General features: G+C 45.2%; 14 protein-coding genes and 2 pseudogenes. 8 read left to right on the top strand and 8 right to left on the bottom strand.

Features of this window, described 5'->3' with window-relative positions; translation table 11 throughout:
• Window positions 1-28 precede the first annotated feature (28 nt).
• Entirely contained in the window at window positions 29-340 is a 312-nt protein-coding gene (locus AYY16_RS08940; RefSeq protein ID WP_067365254.1) for a hypothetical protein, read from the top strand.
• Window positions 341-387: 47 nt separating this feature from the next.
• Here the strand turns inward: AYY16_RS08940 and dusA are convergent, their stop codons facing one another.
• Complete coding sequence (gene dusA, locus AYY16_RS08945; protein ID WP_067365257.1) at window positions 388-1434, bottom strand: tRNA dihydrouridine(20/20a) synthase DusA; 1047 nt, start codon at window positions 1432-1434, stop codon at window positions 388-390.
• Between the two features lie 991 nt (window positions 1435-2425).
• Here dusA and AYY16_RS08950 point away from each other — a divergent pair.
• Window positions 2426-4684 (top strand): autotransporter domain-containing protein, encoded by a 2259-nt coding sequence (locus AYY16_RS08950; RefSeq protein WP_067365260.1) that lies wholly within the window; start codon window positions 2426-2428, stop codon window positions 4682-4684.
• A 90-nt stretch (window positions 4685-4774) separates the two neighbouring features.
• On the opposite strand, the pseudogene AYY16_RS08955 reads toward AYY16_RS08950, so the two are convergent.
• A pseudogene (locus AYY16_RS08955) lies at window positions 4775-5966 on the bottom strand (multidrug effflux MFS transporter).
• Window positions 5967-6864: 898 nt separating this feature from the next.
• Between AYY16_RS08955 and AYY16_RS08960 the strand changes: the two are divergent.
• The 3 genes from AYY16_RS08960 to zur all read left to right on the top strand — a co-directional run bounded on the left by AYY16_RS08960 (window position 6865) and on the right by zur (window position 8122).
• Window positions 6865-7011 (top strand): helix-turn-helix domain-containing protein, encoded by a 147-nt coding sequence (locus AYY16_RS08960; protein WP_235843677.1) that lies wholly within the window; start codon window positions 6865-6867, stop codon window positions 7009-7011.
• A 51-nt stretch (window positions 7012-7062) separates the two neighbouring features.
• A complete protein-coding gene (locus AYY16_RS08965; protein WP_067365263.1) occupies window positions 7063-7395 on the top strand; it encodes a helix-turn-helix domain-containing protein in 333 nt (110 codons plus the stop codon).
• Between the two features lie 283 nt (window positions 7396-7678).
• Window positions 7679-8122, top strand: coding sequence for a zinc uptake transcriptional repressor Zur (gene zur / locus AYY16_RS08970; RefSeq protein ID WP_235846265.1), 444 nt, complete (start codon window positions 7679-7681; stop codon window positions 8120-8122).
• An 83-nt stretch (window positions 8123-8205) separates the two neighbouring features.
• Here zur and lexA read toward each other — a convergent pair whose 3' ends face one another.
• Together lexA and AYY16_RS08980 are read right to left on the bottom strand one after the other, a co-directional pair.
• The gene (gene lexA / locus AYY16_RS08975; RefSeq protein WP_067365269.1) at window positions 8206-8820 is read right to left on the bottom strand and encodes a transcriptional repressor LexA; all 615 of its coding nucleotides are present in this window, start codon (window positions 8818-8820) and stop codon (window positions 8206-8208) included.
• 117 nt (window positions 8821-8937) lie between these two features.
• Window positions 8938-9309, bottom strand: coding sequence for a diacylglycerol kinase (locus AYY16_RS08980; protein ID WP_067365313.1), 372 nt, complete (start codon window positions 9307-9309; stop codon window positions 8938-8940).
• Window positions 9310-9447: 138 nt separating this feature from the next.
• Between AYY16_RS08980 and plsB the strand changes: the two are divergent.
• Window positions 9448-11965 (top strand): annotated as a pseudogene (plsB, locus tag AYY16_RS08985) (glycerol-3-phosphate 1-O-acyltransferase PlsB).
• Window positions 11966-12035: 70 nt separating this feature from the next.
• On the opposite strand, the gene ubiA reads toward plsB, so the two are convergent.
• The gene (gene ubiA / locus AYY16_RS08990) at window positions 12036-12890 is read right to left on the bottom strand and encodes a 4-hydroxybenzoate octaprenyltransferase (RefSeq protein WP_067365316.1); all 855 of its coding nucleotides are present in this window, start codon (window positions 12888-12890) and stop codon (window positions 12036-12038) included.
• 13 nt (window positions 12891-12903) lie between these two features.
• The gene (gene ubiC, locus AYY16_RS08995) at window positions 12904-13428 is read right to left on the bottom strand and encodes a chorismate lyase (RefSeq protein ID WP_067365271.1); all 525 of its coding nucleotides are present in this window, start codon (window positions 13426-13428) and stop codon (window positions 12904-12906) included.
• Between the two features lie 473 nt (window positions 13429-13901).
• On the opposite strand from ubiC, the gene AYY16_RS09000 reads away from it, so the two are divergent.
• Window positions 13902-15503 carry a carboxylesterase/lipase family protein gene (locus AYY16_RS09000; RefSeq protein ID WP_067365274.1) on the top strand — a complete coding sequence of 534 codons (1602 nt, stop codon included), beginning with the start codon at window positions 13902-13904 and terminating at the stop codon, window positions 15501-15503.
• A gap of 85 nt (window positions 15504-15588) precedes the next feature.
• Here the strand turns inward: AYY16_RS09000 and pgi are convergent, their stop codons facing one another.
• Window positions 15589-17235: a glucose-6-phosphate isomerase gene (pgi, locus tag AYY16_RS09005; RefSeq protein ID WP_067365277.1), complete on the bottom strand. Its 1647-nt coding sequence runs from the start codon at window positions 17233-17235 to the stop codon at window positions 15589-15591.
• Window positions 17236-17587: 352 nt separating this feature from the next.
• Here pgi and lysC point away from each other — a divergent pair, with 352 nt between their 5' ends.
• Window positions 17588-18892, top strand: a complete 1305-nt coding sequence (gene lysC / locus AYY16_RS09010) for a lysine-sensitive aspartokinase 3 (RefSeq protein ID WP_156664980.1) — start codon at window positions 17588-17590, stop codon at window positions 18890-18892.
• A gap of 484 nt (window positions 18893-19376) precedes the next feature.
• Here the strand turns inward: lysC and AYY16_RS09015 are convergent, their stop codons facing one another.
• A complete protein-coding gene (locus AYY16_RS09015; RefSeq protein WP_067365281.1) occupies window positions 19377-19961 on the bottom strand; it encodes a hypothetical protein in 585 nt (194 codons plus the stop codon).
• Window positions 19962-20077 lie beyond the last annotated feature (116 nt).

Below are 20077 nucleotides of genomic sequence, written 5' to 3' on the forward strand. Positions count from 1 at the left end.
TTTAATATCGATTTGAAAGGATATAAAAATGAATAACAATATTGAAAACGTTACTGACTTTATTTATAAAGATGCAAAAATCAACAATGAAGAATTTCAGAAAATCCGTGATGAAGCAGATGAAAAATTTGACGTTTTATTAGAAAAATACGGCAAAAACAATTGCCTGTCTGCATTTCAGAAATCTGCTGATGTTACCGTTCAATTAATGCAGGAAAGTTTTTTCCTTCTGAAGAAAAAAGTAACAACTCCGGAACAGAAAACTGAAGTCAAAGATGCATTTAATGCACAAATGAATTATATCGTTGCTTGTTACAATCGTTTCTTCGACTCCCTGTAATACATATGAATGAACTCTCCGGTCGGAGAGTTCATTCATAATTTATATTATTCTTCATTACCCTTTCGGGTAACAAATGCCAGCGCCGCTTCAATGACTTTCACATCCGCTCCCGCTTTATGTGCATTTTCGCTCAGATGACGCCGCCACTGGCGCGCGCCGGGAATACCCTGGAAAATACCCAGCATATGACGGGTGACATGCCCCAGATACATTCCCTTCGCCAGTTCTTCTTCAATATACGGATACATTGATTCAATCGCCGCGATGGTATCAGTGACCGGCAACGCATCATCAAATAACGCATTATCCACCTGTGCCAGAATCGACGGATTCTGATACGCTTCGCGTCCGACCATTACCCCATCCATATATTGCAGATGAGTTTTTGCGTCTTCTAAGGTTTTAACCCCGCCATTCAGCGCCATTGTCAGGTGCGGAAAATCTTTTTTCAGCTGATAAACCCGCGGATAATCCAGTGGCGGGATCTCGCGGTTCTCTTTCGGGCTGAGCCCGGAGAGCCAGGCTTTGCGGGCATGGATAATAAACATTTCACATCCCCCGCTACCTGCTACTGTGCCGACAAAATCACAGAGAAATTCATAACTGTCCTGATCGTCAATACCAATCCGGGTTTTTACTGTCACCGGGATATCCGCCACATCGCGCATCGCGGCAACACAATCTGCAACCAGCCCGGCATTTCCCATCAGACACGCACCAAACATACCATTTTGCACACGGTCAGAAGGACAACCCACATTGAGGTTGATTTCATCGTATCCGCGCGCCTGCGCAAGCTTCGCACATTCAGCGAGTGCGACCGGGTCACTGCCGCCCAATTGCAGGGCAACCGGATGTTCAGCCTCGTTATACGCCAGATAGTCACCTTTACCGAACAAAATTGCCCCGGTCGTCACCATTTCTGTATATAAAAGGGCATGGCGGCTGAGTTTACGGTGAAAATACCGGCAATGACGATCAGTCCAGTCCAGCATCGGTGCAACGGAAAAGCGGTTAAGGTTCTTATAGCCGCTGACGGCGCGTGGTTGCTGGTTTTCGGTGATTTTTTCTGTTGGCGTATTTTGGTGCATATCGGGTCTTTTTGGTCTGTTTTCTCTTTATCAGGACACCAGTAGGGACACCACAAAATGATGTTCTTAATGAATGATGCAGAGAGCGGTTGCGAAGTAATGGTCGATTATATCACAGAGCATCCACCGCACACGGATCTGTCGCTGACTCATCAAAAAAATGAGCAAATCATCTCGGTTTGATATTTAAATTATTCCGAATTTAACTTATGTTAGATTGATATATATCATAAATAAATTTAAATGCTGCTAATTAATAGTCCCTTCCATAAATATATATTAACAATTTAATTATTTTACTATTTCAGATCTGTACATTATCACTCGCTTTAGCTTTCAGCTTATTTTTAAGCATTAATTAACATTGACGTGTTATGAAAATATACCATTTTAAAACAATTCCATGCTTTTAAAAATTTCGCCCCATTTAACACCCTATATGTGTTAAAAAATAATAGCTTACTCTGTTTCATACTGTAAATTAACATTCACTAAGAAATATCAGCATGAGAATTTTATCCTATTAATATCAATCACCCACTACTTTACAATATATATTTTTAGTATAAATCCTACGTAAATTTAATTATATTGATCAAATAGCCATCAAATTGATATCACCGTCTCTTTATTTAAATAAAAAACACTTAAAAATCAACTGGATTGCCATAATTACTATAGGACAACCAAATCATATAGTGACCTTTATTTTTCACAAAAATAACGCCTAAATATAAAAAATGATTGAACACAAGGTAAGTAAATCTAAATTAATCATCATTTTATGAGTGAGGGAAAAACAATAAACTAAACTGCACCAGACAAACAGACCAACCGGATTAATATTCGTCACACATAAGATAAACAGGGAAATTAACGTATTTTGCGCGCAGAACGGATATATAATCACACCATCATCTAAATATTTATATTTATATTTATAACTCCATAGTCATAGAATGACTTATAATGAGTGAGATAATTTAATAAAATGAAAAAATATATTATTACTACGGCTTCTGCATTGTTATCTATCAGTGCCGTTGCAGCACCATTACCTGAAATAAAAACTACCGGATTACAACCGGGCGACAAAATAGATATCACAGACATTGGTGCAAAACGTTCCGGTGATAACGCACACTCAACATCAAAAGCGATATCTGCTGACGGCAATATTATAGTGGGTGATTACCGGACAGATAGTGATTACGGCTTACCCCATGCATTTTATTACAATGTTGCTGACGGCAAAATGACCGATATTGAAAATTTCCGGACAGACACCGTGGTTATCTCTCATGCGCTGGCAATATCGACAGACGGACAGGTTATAACCGGTACCGTTGAGGGTGATGACGGCGATAGCCGTGCATTTCGTTGGCGCAGCGGTGATACCGAACTGACAGAACTTGGCACATCCCGTGCGGACAACTCCGGTAAATCGTATGCACGGGCAACCAGTGCCGACGGGCGGGTTGTTGTGGGGGAAGCGCAGAGTGACCTCGACGGCTTTTACGGACAGGCATTCCGCCACAATGAAGGGGATGCAAAAATAACCAACCTGGGCACATTGCGGGATGATAATTCCGGAAACTCAAATGCAACTCTCGTTTCCGCTGACGGACGCGTTGTTGCCGGTTATTCTCATGAAAAAGCCAGTAACAGTACATTAATCCAGGCGTTCCGCCATAATGAAGGCGATGCCAGAATGACGGCACTCGGCACATTAAGAGCGGATAATACAGAAAACTCATGGGCACTGGCGATGAGTGCTGACGGTCGTATCATTGTTGGCTCCGCATCCACTGACAATATGGACATACAGGCATTCCGCCATGTTGAAGGCAATGCCAAAATGACCGGGCTTGGAACACTGCGCAATGACAACAGCGGTAATTCAACCGCACGGGCGATAACACCCGACGGTCGGGTCATTGTTGGGAACGCCGCTACAGATAATAATGCAAGCCAGGCGTTTCGCCTGAATGCGGGCGATGCAAAAATGACAGGGCTTGGCTCTTTACGTGCAGATAATACCGGCAATTCCTCTGCCTTAGCTGTGTCCGGTGATGGTCGCATTGTTGTCGGAAGCTCAGAAACCGATCTGGATTCAATCCGCGAGCAGGCGTTTATACATTATGAAAATACCGGGAAAATGGTTAACCTCGGTACATTACGTTCCGACAAACTGGGGCGTTCAGAAGCCAATATTATTTCTGAAGACGGCCGTGTTATCGCCGGATTCGCTGAAACAGATGATAAAACAACTCACGCCGTTCTCTGGAAACTTAAAAAAGAAGACATAATCGATCCCGTCATCAAAATAATAGATAAAGATAAGTCTAAAAAAACGCTGCTGAAAACAGGCCAGACTGCGTTTAATGCTTTAGACCTTTACCAGAGCGCATTATATTCCCTGTCAGACAGTCGCTGCCAGATTGGTGACAGTAATTATTGTGTCGGTGCATTCACTCAATTTGATAATGTCAGCAGTAGCCACAGAACCGCCACCGGTTTATTTGGTTCTTTCCGGTTACCGGCCGAAAACTGGATCACCGGAGTATCAATGAATTTTGCGAATAATACACACCTGGTTGACGGATATGACACACGTGGCAGTAATAACCCGGGAGTCGGTGCATTTATCCGTTACCAGGAGAATAAAAATAACGCCGGATTCAGCGCAGAAATTTCCGGTGCATTTTTAAATCAGGATATTACCATTCAGCGCGAAAAACTGGCCAATACAGAAGCCGGACGGGGTGATTCATCTATAGACGCATACCGGTTTAAATTTACCACCAGTTACGGCATCAATATCAGTGATGAAACCCTGCTGACACCGGTTGCGGCTATCAGCTATCATGATGTTACCCGCAAAGGATATACCGAGAACCACAATGCAGAATTTCCTGCAACCTATGGCCGCATGGGAAATAAAAGCACTGATCTGCAATTAGGACTGGATGCACAGCATATCCTGACACAATACGTCACTCTGAGCGGTGGTACGGGGGCGGATATTAACCTGGATAATAAACGAGATGAATTTACCGGACGTATCGATTATATCGGCGCGTATGCTTTTGATAACGGTGATTCACAAGATGTAAAACCGTACGCCTATGCTGCTGTAAATATCAATATGACGCCAAATTCAACAGTAAGAGCAAATATCGGATGGCATCAGACAGATTACAGTAATGATGCTGCACAAGTTGGTCTGAGTTATTCTTATCATTGGTAACAGTGACTGTATCAGAAATAAAACCCGGAAAAACGCCGGGTTTTATTTTGTGATGAGAAATTCATTAACTTACTGATATTAATGTCTTTGTTAACTACATTCCTTTCTTATCTGTTCATTCTTACTGACCCGGTATGCATTCCACGCCAGCAGTCCGCCACACAGCATAACAATCGCCAGCGCTGATTTTGGCGGTAACGGCGATGCTATTGCGAGGAGGGCGAAAAATGCACCGCCCGCCATCTGAATAAATCCGACTAATGCCGAAGCAACACCGGCGGTCTCTGAATAAGGTTCCAGTGCATAACTGGTTGCCGGACCCATAATAAATGCCAGTCCTGAACATGAAATAACCACAGGTAACATATACACCAGCCAGTGGCGCTGAATATCAGCGGGCATCAGAAATAAACTTATTACCAACGCGGCACAGCCCGCAATCATCATTCCACCACCGGTAAACAGGCAAACAGGACGGCCGGCTTTTTGAATAATACGGTTAGCGACCATACTCACAGCCATGATCCAGAATCCGTTAAAACCAAAGACAACTGAAAATAGCAGCGGACTAAGCCCTGCATCCCCCATTAATACTGTTGGTGCCAGGGAGACATACGTTAAAGCCATTCCCATTGTACCGGCATTTACCAGTGAAAATATTAAAAACCGCTTATTGCATAAAATTGAAATCATAATTTTAAGCGGTTTTTCTTTTGCCTCACCTTTATTTACAGGTCTGGTTTCAGGGAGATATTTGGCTATAAGTACCAGTACTACGACGGCATATAATGTCAGGAATCCGAAAGGTGCTCTCCATCCGTAATATTCAGCTAATATCCCACCCAATAACGGCGCTAATGCAGGAACAATATTTAATGTTCCGTTTAAAAAAACCAAAGGCACGAGCCGCTTCATTGCCGTTAAAACAATCACGGACACTGCTGAATGCAACGACAGACGTACAACAAACAGCAAGTCCCTGTAATAACCGGGAAATAATAAACATCGCGGGTGTGACAGAAAATACCGCTGTCAGAGAGCCGGATATATACAAAATAATACCGATGACAGCCATCGGCCTGCGCCCGAACCGATCAACAAGATAGCCGGTTACCAACTGCCCCAAGCCTAATACAAGAATAAATAAGGATATTGTTGACTGGATCAGTGACTCGCTGCTGCCTAATCCTTTTGCAATCGCAGGGATAGTCGGCAAGTACAGATCGATACCTAATGGTCCGAGCAAAACCATAACAAGTAATAAAGGTAATAGATTTCGCATATAATAAATAATTCGCTAATTCTTTGACAAACATGAAGAATACACTAAATACTACTTTTTTCAACAATTTCACTTTCCGGGTGTTATTACCAATAACTTGGTGAATACGACATTATTACACAGGAATATTATTTTATTTGTTTTTAACAAATATCATTATTACCATAAAATAACACCCACATGATGTACAAATAAAATAACAACCAATCAAGCCAGGATAATTAAATAGAATAACCTGTCAATATTACGTTAATATAACCACCTATTTATAAACAGGTGTATTTATATGTATTTGCTAAAAAAACGAAAAAATAATGAAATTATTTTTATAATTTATGGAAATTTTTTATATTATTTGATCTATCATCGATACTGGTATCCGCTCAATGGATTTAACAAATCTGCTTATAAGCTGTGATGTATCCGGTATTTGTTACTCACCACATCAACCATGATGGCAAAATCTGTCGTAGTAGTTTAATCACCCATTATGTACACATATCCAGCATCAATATCTTTATATTAGGTATAATCCCGAGTAAATATCAGAATATTCCCCTTACCCGTCATTCATGTAAGATGTTAAAACCCATGAATTATCCATAACAACATGAAATAGTTGAGGTTACAGTGTTCATACTTAGTTACGCCCGGGTAGATGTTTATATTTTGTTGATTTTTTGTATATATTACATATTAAAATGGTATCGATTATACTTTTTAAAGACCCCCTTTGAGGAAACAAATCCGTCAAGTTAAATTTCAATATTATTAATGACAACCGTTTATCTAAAATAATTTATGACAACATATGATAAATATGAGTTGGCGATGTTTATTGGCAAAAAAAATAAAGTGTCAGCGTATTTCCCGATGCCTGACAGGAAGAGAACTGTCAATGAAAATTAATATCTCACAGCAACAGCTATCCCGATATGAAACGGGGGCGAGTTTAATTCCGCTTGATAAGCTATTAATGCTCGCTGACGTCCTGAATATTAATGTTAATTATTTTTTTGATGATACCCGTTGTGATGAAGAATAGCCTTTAATTTGACAAACATTAATATGTAATTAACCAGACTGACAGATGATAATGAGTAATAAAACAGATAATAACCTGAACACCAGCATCAGCGAGATGTACAAAATGATCGGCGGACAGATCCGCAAGATACGTAAACTAACCGGTATCACATCAACTGAACTCGCCGGGATGATTGGCGTATCACAACAGCAGATATCCCGCTATGAGAATGGCAGTACCAAAATTTCATTAGATATTATTCTGAGGATCTCCCGGGTATTCAATACCTCGCCCTACTATTTTATAGACGATGGTCTGCTCTTCTTTATTCACCATCACCTGCCGGAGGAGAATACCTTTTTGCACGATACCGGGACCCTACTGCCCGTACCGATAATATAATTCATCCCGAAGCAATAACACTCCACAGTGTTATTGCATCCTTTCATTTGATTATTATTCGTTTTATTGTGTCTGCCCCCTGAAAGCTCAACATAATTTGCCCTGAATCGACAGCAGTTTTTTCGACAAAATAGTACCGGTTCCGGTTATTCTGCCGGAATTCATGCTAGAGTGAGTCGTTTATCTATTTATTGGTTAACGGAAGGCAACGTCATGCAACCTGTTGATATAACATCTTTATTAAAAAAAAGCAGAAGCACTGTGTCAATCACGCAGTGTGCGCATGACCTCTCAGCGTAAAGCTATCTTACAACTGATTGCCGGGCAGCATGGCGCCATCAGTGCGTATGAATTACTGGATTTACTACGGGAAACAGAGCCGCAGGCAAAACCGCCGACCATTTACCGCGGACTGGAATTTCTGCTGGAACAAGGGTTTATCCACAAAATTGAATCAACAAACAGCTTTGTTATGTGTCCGCATTTTGATAAACCCAGCCACACCTCTGTTTTATTTATCTGTGATCGCTGCAATAGTGTGACTGAGCGGGATGGTGAACAGATTGATTCACAAATTAATCTGCTGGCAGATGCCGCGCAGTTTCATATCCGCCATAGTGTGATTGAAGCGCACGGCTATTGCCGACCCTGCTATGATATCGAATCCTGCACACACAGAGATAAATGTCTGCACGACCACGAAGAGCCGCATAAACGCGGGCGCTGAATAACAAAAAACCACAGGTTCCGTCTCCGGCACGCTGTGGTTTTTTAAGCGATTTTGCGTATTAACCAATCCCAATCGCTGAATCAGTTCCAGTCGCTGTTACGGATAACCCCGACAGCCAGACCTTCAACAATAAAGCTTTGTTCCCGTAAATCGACAACAATCGGGCTGAACTCTGCATTTTCAGCGTGAAGCTCAATTTTATTGCCTACTTTCTTAAACCGCTTAACGGTAACTTCATCTTCAATGCGGGCAACCACAACCTGGCCGTTATGCACGTCCTGGGTTTTATGCACCGCAAGTAAATCACCATCCATAATACCGATATCTTTCATTGACATGCCATTCACCCGCAGCAAAAAATCTGCGCTGGGTTTAAAGAGTGACGGGTCAACCTGATAATAGCTTTCGATATGTTCCTGCGCTAACAACGGTTCACCTGCAGCCACGCGGCCAATCAGAGGTAAACCTGCATCGTCTTCTTCTTCCATAAGCAGACGGATCCCCCGGGATGCTCCCGAGATAATTTCAATTACGCCTTTACGCGCCAGTGCTTTCAGATGCTCTTCCGCCGCATTCGGAGAGCGAAAACCCAGGCGGGCCGCAATCTCTGCACGCGTTGGTGGCATGCCCGTCTGCGCAATATGGTCACGTACCAGGTCATATACCTGTTGTTGCCGTGCCGTCAGTGCTTTCATTCCGCCCCCTGTTTGTTTATACAGTCAAGCTGTGAGTATATACAGGTATTTCAGGATTGGGAACCACAACATGAGGGAAATACGCGCACAACTGCATGTTTCATAAAAAATAGTCTGTCACAGGCGCTGAAAATAGCCGATAAACAGCATAATCCAGATAAACAACCCGAGTAATGACGCAACAAACACCGCTGCCGATCCCATATCTTTCGCCCGCCCGGAAAGCGCATGGTATTCTGTACCGATCCTGTCAACAACCGCTTCAATCGCACTGTTAAGCAACTCAATCACCACCACCAGCACCACGGACCCGACCAGTAAAATCCGCTCAATGGCAGAGAAAGATAATGAAAACGCAATAATCACAGCAGGAACAAGTGCCAGCAACTCCTGACGGATAGCTGCTTCATGCTGCCATCCGGCTTTCAGCCCTTTCCAGGAATAACCTGCTGCTTTAATTACACGTATAAAACCGGTATTTTTCTTCATTTTGGTCACTGTTTATTCATTGATTATCTGAAAATTTGCCGCTGATTTTTCACTGCGTTATTATTGGTGTAACACAGACCCGGCTTCGCCTTTCTGGTATGCTGAGCGCGAATTATCAACAAGAGGCTTCATACATTTATGTCACTCTGGCGTAAAATATACTATAACGCATTGAGTTTACCATTGAAATTATTGGTAAAAAGCAAGCCGATCCCGACGGATCCGGTCAACGAACTGGGGCTGGATACACAACATCCGACACTCTATGTTCTCCCTTATCATTCTAAGGCTGACTTACTCACGCTGCGCCGCCAATGCCTCGCACAAGGTCTGCCAGATCCGCTGGAAGATAATACCATTGGTAATACCACATTGCCCGGGTATGTCTTTATCGATGACGGCCCGCGGGTATTCCGTTATTACGCCCTGAATCCGCGTAAAGATTCGGTCAATATTTTCCATGCGTATCTGGATCTGCACCGCAATAATCCGGCGCTGGATATTCAGATGCTGCCGGTTTCTGTGATGTTCGGACGCTCTCCGGGACGCGAAGGACACAACGGCGTACCGCACCTGCGCTTATTAAACGGTATTCAGAAATTTTTTGCCGTTATCTGGCTCGGACGCGACAGCTTTGTGCGCTTTTCTCAGCCGGTTTCCATGGGTGCGATGGCATCAGAGCACGGCACTGACACTATTATTGCTAATAAACTGGCCCGTGTCGCCCGTATTCACTTTTCACGCCAGCGCATGGCGGCAATCGGTCCGAAACTGCCGGTTCGTCAGGAATTATTTAATAAACTGCTGAAATCCAAAGTGATTGAAAAAGCAGTTGAAGACGAAGCAAAAACCAAAAAAAATCACCCCTGAAAAAGCCCGGCAAAACGCAGTATCGATGATGAATGAAGTGGCAGCAAACTTCACTTACGATGCTCTGCGCGTTGCTGACCGGGTGTTGCGCTGGACATGGAACCGCCTGTATCAGGGGCTGAATGTCCATAACGCCGAGCGGGTACGCCAGTTGGCGCAGGATGGTCATGAGATAGTGTATGTTCCCTGCCACCGCAGCCATATGGACTATCTGCTGCTCTCTTATGTGCTTTATCATCAGGGGCTGGTGCCGCCGCATATTGCTGCGGGGATTAACCTCAATTTCTGGCCTGCCGGTCCGATTTTCCGCCGTCTCGGGGCATTCTTTATCCGCCGGAGCTTCAAAGGCAATAAACTCTACTCCACAGTTTTCCGCGAGTACCTGAGTGAATTGTTCTCACGCGGCTACTCGATTGAGTACTTTGTCGAAGGCGGACGCTCACGGACAGGTCGTCTGCTTGAGCCGAAAACCGGCACACTTTCCATGACACTCCAGGCGATGCTGCGCGGTGACTCCCGCCCTATTACCCTGGTACCGGTATATATCGGCTATGAGCATGTGATGGAAGTGGGTACTTACGCAAAAGAGCTGCGTGGTGCCACCAAGCAGAAAGAAGGTTTTATGCAGATGGTGCGCGGACTGCGCAAGCTGCGTAATCTCGGTCAGGGTTATGTGAACTTCGGTCAGCCAATTCCGCTGTCCCAGTATCTGACCCGCCGGGTGCCTGACTGGCGCGACGCGATTGACCCTGTCGAGCCACAGCGCCCGTCCTGGCTGACACCAACAGCAACTGCGCTGGCAGGTAATATTATGGTTAACATCAATAATGCTGCCGCCGCAAATGCCATCAATCTGTGTACCACTGCCCTGCTCGCATCACGTCAGCGCTCACTGACCCGCGAACAGCTGCTTGAACAGCTTGATTGCTATCTGCAACTGCTGCGCAATGTGCCTTACTCACCGGACAGCACCACGCCGGACAAAACGGCAGAAGCACTGCTGGAACACGCATTGCAGATGAATAAGTTTGAGGTTGAGAAAGATAGCCTCGGCGATATCATCGTCCTCCCGCGTGAAACGGCCGTTCTGATGACATATTACCGGAACAACATATTGCATATGCTGGTACTCCCGTCGCTTATCGCCAGTATTCTTATTCATCACCGCCGTATCAGCATTGATACAATCCGTGAACATATCGGCATGATCTATCCACTGCTGAAAGCAGAATTATTTATGCGCTACAGCCGGGAAGAGTTGCCGGATATTCTCGATACCATTATTGATGAGCTGTGCCGTCAGAAGCTTCTCTGTCGTAAAGACGATAACATGCTGGTGATTAACCCGGCACGTATCCGTCCGTTACAACTGCTGGCCGCCGGTGTGCGTGAAACGCTGCAACGTTATGCGATCACACTGTCGCTGCTGAATGCCACACCGGAAATCAGCCGCTCAACACTGGAAAGAGAGAGCCGGACGCTGGCACAGCGCCTGTCTGTCCTGCACGGGATCAATGCACCGGAATTCTTTGATAAAGCTGTGTTCGCGACTCTGGTCGGCACACTGCGCGAAGAAGGTTACATCAATGACAGTGATGACATCATTGAAGCCAATGCACAGACGTTCTACAACGTGCTGGCGGAGCTGATGTCACCGGAAGTACGTCTGACCATTGAGAGTGTCAGTCTGGAAGCGGAGCACGACGAAACCGCACCACAAGAGCCTGACGCGCTATTACCGGCAGATAATGCAGATAATAATGACGATAAAACACCTCAGAACTGATCAGTTCTGAGAACAAAAAAAAGGTGATTGGGTTTTCCCAATCACCTTTTTTATTGCCCGTTATTTGTGGTTACAGATAACTGACCAGCATGCCGAGAAACAAAATAAACCCGACATAGTTATTATTCATAAATGCCTGGAAACACGGGTCGCGTTCGCGATCAGCCATCAATCTCTGCTGATACACAAATAAAGCCCCCGCCAGCAGCAACGACCAATAGAAAATCCCCGAAAGATTAGCCATCACGCCAATCCATAGCAGCATTAAAATCATCACTAACTGTAATGCTCCGATAATCATTTTATCAAAGCGCCCGAACAAAATTGCTGTCGATTTCACGCCGATTTTTATATCGTCGTTGCGATCCACCATTGCATACTGTGTATCATAAATCAGTGACCAGACAATGTTGGCAGCAAACAACAGCCAGCACACCGCCGGCAGGGATTCACTGACGGCGGCAAACGCCATCGGGATCGACCAGCCGAATGCCGCACCCAGTACCACCTGCGGCAGATGGCTGACCCGTTTGACAAACGGATACACCCAGGCCAGTGCCAGCCCTGCGACAGACAGCCAGATAGTCATGGTATTGAGTGTCAGCACCAGCCCGAACGACGCAATGACCAGAACCACAAATAAAATCTTGGCTTCTTTTTCAGTAACATCGCCACTCGGCAGCGGTCGTTTTTTTGTCCGCTCCACTGCACCGTCAAATTTCCGGTCAGCGAAATCATTAATCACACAACCGGCAGCACGCATACTGAATACGCCAATCGTAAAAATAAGCAGGATCCGCCAGTCAGGAATTCCTTTGGCGGCAATCCACAAGGCCCAGTACGTCGGCCAGAGCAATAAAAGGGCGCCGATAGGTTTATCTATCCGCATCAGGCGGCTGTATGCCTGCCATTTGCGATGCACCATGCTTTGTTCCACGTTAATCTTCTCCATGATGTTCGCTTACCGCGTATGCCGGAGATTCCGGCAAAAAAATTTCAGTCAGTAACAATGGCTTACCGGCAAGCCGCAACCGCGAGCAGCGCGCCCAGTTATGTTCTGACCGACCGAAGCGGATATGATCCCGGGTCAGGCAGCCACTGGTAAATAAATAGCGCCCGAGAGGCACATTGCCCATCTGCAATAATTGCCGCTCTTCACCCGTCAGCGTCTCTTCCGGCACGACTGTCCTGCCGGTCAGCCAGGCAATCCCGTCACCGTACAACACCACTTCCCGTAACCAGTAACGCGCACTGTCGGGCAGATTCATCTGCTCTTCTTCCGTCAGTGCATCGCGGGAAATATAGCGTTCACAATACGGCGCTGCCGTCACTTCTGTGCAGTGTTGTTCAAAACGCCGGGTCATCGATCCTAATTCTACCAGCCAATCCAGTACTATTGCGGGGATCGTATCCGCATTATCAAGCCAGAGGATCGGCGGCGTGGGTATTATTTTTGTTTCCACTCATGAAACTCCGTGGTGTCGATCCGCTTTTTGTTCCCGTATTTGCAGATGAAATTACGTGTTTTGGTCATACAAACCATTATTTATCCGGTGAACAGGAAGCATGATAAGTGTCCGGATACACTTTAACAAAATCAGGGGTAAAATGAGTGAGTTGATGAAAATATTTTGTCATATACCCACCGCCATTCAGGATGCAGGCAGGGAAGACCGGCGGGAGCATAAATAAACTATGTGACCCCGCGGGCTGAAGGCAAACAACTACCAATGCTACCCATAGCGCTCCTCTTTTCAAAAAAATGTAACAACAATAACCCCACAAAAATCTTAACAAAACATAACACTCAATAAATATATTAATTAAGCATTTTGCGTCAAAATAATAATCGATATGCATATTATTATCTATAATAAGCAAGTGATGCCATGCAAATGACTATTCCTTTGCTTCAATCAAATAAAAAGGAAATATTATGCAATCTCAAACCCGCAACCGATGCTTATCTGCATTTTTTGCAGTAACCGGGCTGGCAACACTGGTAACGCCAATGGCTACATCTGCTCAATCATCATCACCGGTTGTGCAATCACAGCAGGGAGCTATTGAGGGTGTATTGAAAGACGGTTATTTTCAATATAAAGGCATCCCCTATGCTCAGCCTCCGATTAATAACTTACGCTGGCAGCCGCCGGTTGAAGCCACAAACCGAAAAGACGTACTGAAAGCCGATCATTTCGGTAATACTTGTGCGACAAAACTTACATTAGGTGGCTTCGGACCAACAAGTGACAGTGAAGACTGCCTTTACCTTAATGTTTATACTCCGGCGGGTATCAATAAAAAAGATTCCGCCAAGCTTCCGGTAATGGTGTGGATCCCGGGCGGCGGTCTGGGTTCCGGCTCCGGTAATGAATACAATCCGGTTGAATTGATCGCGGACAATGTCATTGTTGTTACCATGAATTACCGCCTGGGCATGTTCGGATTCTTTTCACATCCGGCGCTTGCACATGAAGGTCATAGAACCATTAACTACGGTACAATGGATCAACAGGCAGCACTGTCCTGGGTAAACAAAAATATTGATGCCTTCGGCGGTGATAAAAAGAACATCACTCTCTTCGGTGAATCAGCCGGCGGGCACAGTGTACTGGCACAAATGGCGTCACCTGCCGCTAAAGGACTATTCCAGAAAGCGATTATTTCCAGTGGTTCATTTTCTCTCGTTCAGCCAACCATTAAAGAGTCCACTGAGATTGGTGAATTAGTAGCAAAAAATGTAGGCTGTACCGACATGAGCAATGAAAAAATTGCTGAGTGCTTACGTGCTGTACCGACTAAAACCATCCTGGACAAAGGTGTGAACTACATGACAACCGCACAGGTTGTTACTGATGGTGAAGTCATGCCGCTCTCTCTGGAAGAGGCATTCCGTACAGGTCAATATAATCAAGTACCTGTTATCAATGGTTTTAATACTAATGAAGGATCATTCTTTGCCGCAATGATGGAGCTGGATTCAGGTAAACCTATTGATAAACAAAGCTATCGTGGTGGTTTAACTGCATTTTTCGGTGAAAAAGATGCTGACAAACTGATGACTATCGCTGATTTACCGGATACAAAAGCGAATTTAGGGCAGAATTATGCCGATTTCTTTGGCCGGGCAAAATTTATCTGCCGGACACCACTTATCAATAATCTGCTGGCGGAAAGAAGTGCCGTATACAGCTACGAATTTGCTGATAAAACCGCACCGCAGTTTGCTAAAAAAGTATCCTTCCCGTATAACGCCGCTCACACCAGTGATCTGCAATATATTTTCCGTGATTTCAGCGGAGCAACCGGTTCACTGAATCCACTGAATGCAAAACAGCAAGTTCTCTCATCAGCCATGGTTGGTTACTGGACTAATTTTGCAAAAAACGGAAATCCGAATGCAGAAGGTTTACCTCTGTGGACAAGCTACACACCAAAGCAGGAAGAAACCCTGTATCTGAGCACAGAGCAAATCAAGATGACTCATAATGTATCGCAAACATTTAATTGTGATGAATTCAAAGGGATCCTTTGATTCGAAAACAGACACTTTGATTTTCTGATATTAAAAAGCCACGTTCAGATGAACGTGGCTTTTTATATGCTCTGAAGAGATTTAATTAACGCCAGTCTTTGAACCGGTTGATTAATCCGTTCGTTGAACCATCATGGCTATCCACCGGCGAGCTGTCCGCCAGTTCAGGCAGAATGCGGTTTGCCAACTGTTTACCCAGTTCAACGCCCCATTGGTCGAACGAGTAAATATTCATGATCGTGCCCTGAACAAAAATCTTGTGCTCATACATAGCGATAAGTGCACCCAGACTGAACGGCGTAATCGATTTCAGTAAAATAGAGTTTGTCGGGCGGTTGCCTTCAAACACTTTAAAGGGTGCCACATACTCCATATCTGCCGGGTTTTTGCCTTGTGCGGCAAACTCCGCATCCACCTGCTCACGGGTTTTACCGAATGCCAGCGCCTGCGTCTGAGCAAAGAAGTTCGACAACAGTTTGTTGTGATGATCCCCCAGCGGATTATGGCTCTGCGCCGGTGCGATAAAATCGCACGGAATAAGCTTGGTTCCCTGATGGATCAACTGATAAAACGCATGCTGCCCGTTGGTTCCGGGCTCTCCCCAGATAACCGGTCCGGTCTGCTGTGTCACAACATTTCCGTTGCGATCAACCGATTTCCCGTTGGACTCCATATTGCCCTGCTGAAAATACGCGGCAAACCGGTGCATATACTGGTCATACGGCAGAATCGCTTCTGTCTCTGAACCAAAGAAATTGTTATACCACAGACCGATCAGCGCCAGCAGTACGGGGATATTTTGTGAAAATTCTGTTTGGGTGAAATGCGTATCCATGGCATACGCGCCATCCAGCAATGACGTAAAATTGTCATAACCGACAGACAGCACAATGGACAGACCAATCGCCGACCATAAAGAATAACGCCCGCCGACCCAGTCCCAGAACTCAAACATGTTGTCAGTATCAATGCCGAATTTTGCGACTGCTTCCGCATTCGTGGAGAGCGCCACAAAGTGTTTTGCAACCTCCGATTCATCTTTCGCTTTTGCCAGGAACCAATCACGCGCCGAATGGGCGTTTGTCATGGTTTCCTGTGTGGTAAAGGTTTTCGAGGCGATAAGAAACAGTGTGGTTTCCGGGTTCAGAGTTTTCAGGGTTTCCGCAATATGTGTGCCGTCAACATTGGAGACAAAATGCATACCCAGATGATTTTTATACGGTTTCAGGGCTTCTGTTACCATATACGGACCCAGATCTGAACCGCCGATACCGATATTAACCACATCGGTAATCGCTTTTCCGGTATAACCTTTCCAGCCGCCGCCGATAATCCGCTCACTGAACAGACGCATTTTTTCAAGCACAGCCCGCACCTGCGGCATCACATCCTGCCCGTCAGTCATAACCGGTGTATTATCCCGGTGGCGCAGCGCGGTATGTAACACGGCACGGTTTTCTGTCCGGTTAATATTCTCACCGGAAAACATGCTGCGGATTGCCCCGCGCACATCACACTCTTCAGCCAGTGAAAGCAGTTTATCCAATGTTTCCTGCGTGATGCGGTTTTTCGAGTAATCCACCAGCATCTCTTCACCAAATGCTGCCGAGAAACGGCTGAACCGGTTATCATCCTGCGCAAACAAATCACGCATGTGCACAGATTTTATTTCGCTGTAATGCTGTTCAAGCGCCTTCCAGGCCGCAGTATCGACGGGGTTAATATTTTTCATTGCAGCTCTCTTCTCATTGAAAAACTGAATCGTGTCAACAAAGTGTACTCTGTCCTGACGATAAAGGTGTTATACGTCTGTCATTCCGTGATATTGCTCAAAAAACGGAGCCAAATCCTGTGCTGAACCGACTATCGCAAAAAACGATAATTCAGCCGCTATTATGAAAGATATTGATTATCCGCTAATCAATATTGACTCATTCAGGTAATACAGATAATTCTATCAGTGTAACACAGCTCACATTTTTCATTTTACGGGATAAGGAATTCATTATGGCGTCGGCATCTTCCTCACCAGCCTGCAGGTAATCGCAAAATTCGGTGGTACAAGCGTGGCAAATTATGAAGCCATGTGCAAAAGTGCCGGGGTCGTTCTGCAAAGCCCCGGTGTGGCGCTGGTTGTTTTATCAGCTTCAGCAGGTATCACAAATGCACTCATCGAATTAGCACAGGGATGCTCCCGTACACAACGTGAAAAACACCTGAAACAGATAAGCGACGTGCAATACGCTATTTTGTCGCAACTTCCTGAAAATACGGCGCTGCAAACAGAAATTGCCCGCCTGCTGAGTAATATTGCAACCTTATCTGATGCGGCGGCACTGGCAACATCCAGCGCACTGGTGGATGAAATTGTCAGCCACGGCGAGATAATGTCGACTCTGCTGTTTACTGACGTGCTCCGTGAGCAGGGCGCTCCGGCACAATGGTTTGATGTCAGGGATGTTATGCAGACGGATGATTGCTTCGGGCGTGCCGAGCCTGATACCGCCGTGCTGCGCACCCGGTGTGACCAGATACTTGCCCCTCTGCTGGCAGGCGGCGTGGTGGTCACTCAGGGATTTATCGGACGGGAGAGCCGGGATCGCACCACCACGCTCGGACGCGGCGGCAGCGATTATACCGCCGCACTTCTGGCAGAAGCGCTCAACTGTCAGCGGGTGGATATCTGGACAGATGTGCCGGGAATTTATACCACAGACCCCCGCATTGTGCCGGATGCCTATCCTATTAATCATATTACCTTTGATGAAGCCGCAGAAATGGCAAACTTCGGGGCGAAAATTCTGCACCCGGCCACATTACTTCCGGCGGTACGCAGCGGGATTCCGGTCTTTGTCGGCTCCAGTAAAGAGAGCGGCGCAGGCGGCACACTGGTGTGTGACAATGATCCGAACCCGCCATTGTTCCGTGCACTGACATTGCGCCGCCAGCAAACCCTGCTGACACTGCACAGCCTGAAAATGCTTCATGCACGCGGGTTTCTGGCAGAGATTTTTACCCTTCTCTCGCGCCACAATATTTCAGTGGATGTCATTACAACCTCTGAAGTCAGCATTGCGTTAACGCTGGATACGGTCGGCTCAACTCACACAAACGGTGCATTACTGAGTGAAGAATTAACCGCAGAATTATCATCCCTGTGCCGTATTGAAGTTGAGCAAAATCTGGCGCTGGTCGCGGTGATTGGTAATGAACTGACGCGGGCACACGGGCTGGGTAAAACGATTTTCAGCGCGCTGGAGCCGTTTAATATCCGGATGATTAGCTATGGAGCAAGCGGACATAACATGTGTCTGCTGGTACCGGGCAATGATGCTGAAAATATTATCCGCGCCCTGCACCGTGATTTGTTCCGAAAGTCCGGTCAGTAATTTGCAGAAGTTTGCAGAAGTTTGCAGATAGTAGAAAAAACAAAAAAAAACGCCTGACGATATTAATGTCAGGCGATTAATTCACACGAACAGAGATTAATCAACAAAGAACAAAAGTGACAAGTATTGTCGATACATAGCATATCGTTTACTGTCCCTGTCATCACGATATTGACAGCTCCAAAATATGAAGAAGAGTAAGACGATCACGGAAGGAAATATAAATGATAATGAACTGTTTCTCGCTATCAGCCATATCCCTCAGTACGAATTATAAGGAAACAGAACAATCTTTCCATCATTTAAAATCATATTTTCGCAAAACAACATAAATATATTTAATATATCATCGGCAAAGTGATTTATACTAACTAAGACAAGGTGCTATGAATAACCGCTTCCATTATCATTAATTTAATTTACTTATTTAGCGTAATAATACCGCTGTTTCATATTGCCCGCAGAAAAACGGGCATACGCCCTGTCAGCAGACCTTATAACCGCCATGTTTTGCAGCAAATTCATTAAACCCGCGCCAGCCTTTCAGGGCGTGCTCCAGGGTTTTATGTGTAATGTGGCACAGTGATGCAATATTTTTGACCACTTCATTATGATCATCCAGTAAATGATCATTGAGCATCTCCACAATCAACAGACATTCTTGCGGAACTATCCGCCAGGCATCCTGTGTGGCAAATTTATGTACAGGAATACACCCGTCTTTCGGGCTGCGCAGACTCAGCAAAGCAATTTCATCTTCCCGCGCCTGTTTAAACGCAGCAATTTCATCCGGTGACGGAATAGGATCGACAAGCTGTTGTTTTGACAGAAAATGATAGACTTCTGATGCACGGGCAGGGGTTAATTCACTTTTCAGCCAGATATGATTAAAACAGTCATCATCCAGCAGATCGTCCGTATCCAGAACATCCGTTATCTGCATAATGTTCAGCGCAGCATTCAGGATATTTTCATCCAATTCATAATAGTGAGGCTGATCCGGTTTAGGCAGCGTATAAGCCGGCAGGCACCCGGCGGGTAGAGCATCCTGAATATAGAAGCGGTACATTATTTCATCACTCCCGTTATGATTGAATCTGATATGCCCGACTGAGGCTGATAATGGCCATAGTACGGCATAATTCCTTGTTTATAAATGGGGATGAAAAAGACAATGACAAGGTC

It is taken from the genome of Morganella psychrotolerans, assembly GCF_001676155.1.
Classification (GTDB): Bacteria; Pseudomonadota; Gammaproteobacteria; order Enterobacterales; family Enterobacteriaceae; genus Morganella; species Morganella psychrotolerans.

Bases quoted from the DNA above. Each gene is read 5' to 3' on its own strand.
- AYY16_RS08940 (WP_067365254.1), top strand. From the start codon at position 29: ATGAATAACAATATTGAAAACGTTACTGACTTTATTTATAAAGATGCA.
- dusA (WP_067365257.1), bottom strand. From the start codon at position 1,434: ATGCACCAAAATACGCCAACAGAAAAAATCACCGAAAACCAGCAACCA.
- AYY16_RS08950 (WP_067365260.1), top strand. From the start codon at position 2,426: ATGAAAAAATATATTATTACTACGGCTTCTGCATTGTTATCTATCAGT.
- AYY16_RS08960 (WP_235843677.1), top strand. From the start codon at position 6,865: ATGAAAATTAATATCTCACAGCAACAGCTATCCCGATATGAAACGGGG.
- AYY16_RS08965 (WP_067365263.1), top strand. From the start codon at position 7,063: ATGAGTAATAAAACAGATAATAACCTGAACACCAGCATCAGCGAGATG.
- zur (WP_235846265.1), top strand. From the start codon at position 7,679: ATGACCTCTCAGCGTAAAGCTATCTTACAACTGATTGCCGGGCAGCAT.
- lexA (WP_067365269.1), bottom strand. From the start codon at position 8,820: ATGAAAGCACTGACGGCACGGCAACAACAGGTATATGACCTGGTACGT.
- AYY16_RS08980 (WP_067365313.1), bottom strand. From the start codon at position 9,309: ATGAAGAAAAATACCGGTTTTATACGTGTAATTAAAGCAGCAGGTTAT.
- ubiA (WP_067365316.1), bottom strand. From the start codon at position 12,890: ATGGTGCATCGCAAATGGCAGGCATACAGCCGCCTGATGCGGATAGAT.
- AYY16_RS09000 (WP_067365274.1), top strand. From the start codon at position 13,902: ATGCAATCTCAAACCCGCAACCGATGCTTATCTGCATTTTTTGCAGTA.
- pgi (WP_067365277.1), bottom strand. From the start codon at position 17,235: ATGAAAAATATTAACCCCGTCGATACTGCGGCCTGGAAGGCGCTTGAA.
- lysC (WP_156664980.1), top strand. From the start codon at position 17,588: ATGTGCAAAAGTGCCGGGGTCGTTCTGCAAAGCCCCGGTGTGGCGCTG.
- AYY16_RS09015 (WP_067365281.1), bottom strand. From the start codon at position 19,961: ATGTACCGCTTCTATATTCAGGATGCTCTACCCGCCGGGTGCCTGCCG.